The following is a 1,170-nucleotide window of genomic DNA, read 5'->3' on the forward strand; positions in this document are numbered from 1 at the left end:
GCCGAACCACAGGAGGATTTCATGCCGACATTTGCAAAAACCGCAAGCATTCTCGCCGTTTCCCTGCTCACCGCCGGAGGCGCTCTGGCCGACAGCCGCCATCACGGAGGCAATACCGGCGGGGCACATATGGGGGATGAAAAGCCGCAGATGGAGGGCAACCGCCACGAGATGATGATGAAACACATGATGCGAAAAATGATGCAGATGCACGGCGGCGGCGCCGAACGGCACGGCATGTCCCGGATGGACCGCGACATGATGCGGACCATGATGGGGGCGGACATGATGGATGGCATGCCTGGCAAAAAGATGCAGGCGGGCCTGAAAGACTATGACGCCGACGGTGATGGTACCCTGTCCCTTGACGAATTTTCGGTCTGGCACGCCGCGATGCTGCGCGAGACGATGGTAGACCGTTTCCAGCATCTGGATGCGGACGGGGATGGCGCCATCACCTCTGATGAAATGAGCGCCATCGCCAATCGGATGAAACGGATGAACGGGAAAGGCATGCATGGGAACGGGATGAACGACGGCGGCATGCACGGGACAGGCATGGGCGGGCATCAGATGATGCAGGGCATGTCGGACCAAGAGTAATCCTGCATCGGCCCCTTTACCTTGGGTCCGGTCACATCGGCCGGGCCACTCCCCTGTCGCGCGGAAACCGTTCGATGCGCCCTCTGCACGACCGCCGTCTGAGTGACAAACCCGACGAAAAGACAAGACATGACCAAGCACCGCGAACAGCGAAGGCAGCGCAGCCTCGGAACAGTTGCCGCGACCTTGCGCTACACCCAGGCAGGCGAGGGTGATGCGGTTCGCGCGAAGACCAAAGCTTCAGAAGATCCGTGCGCAGAATGCCCTTCCATAAAACCCGCCATACTCCTTTCAATCAAGATGTCTCATTCTGTTCATGTTCGGTGCAATTTGCCAGATGCCTCCCAGCACCAGCTAATAATTTACCCACCGCGCCAAGCACCTGCGCGGTTATTCCTGCTAGGCATAGGAAAGCTATTAAGGGCTTTTTACTTTGGAAAAAGGAAGGTGAAGTTGAACCTGGCACCCCAGCCTTCTGGGCCGTTCCCGGGTGATGCGGCCTGAATCGCTCCGAGTTTGTCGGAGACCATCAACTTAAGTAAGGATGATGGTTATGACGAAAAGCAA

The 1,170-nt window shown here is 57.6% G+C and carries 1 protein-coding gene; it reads left to right on the top strand.

What is annotated here, in order from left to right:
- The coding region (locus tag C6W91_RS04015) for a hypothetical protein (RefSeq protein WP_370570453.1) at positions 1–603 on the top strand (603 nt) is incomplete at its 5' end.
- Positions 604–1,170 lie beyond the last annotated feature (567 nt).

The sequence above is a fragment of the Phaeobacter sp. SYSU ZJ3003 genome (genome assembly GCF_041300735.1).
Lineage (GTDB): Bacteria > Pseudomonadota > Alphaproteobacteria > Rhodobacterales > Rhodobacteraceae > Phycobacter > Phycobacter gallaeciensis_A.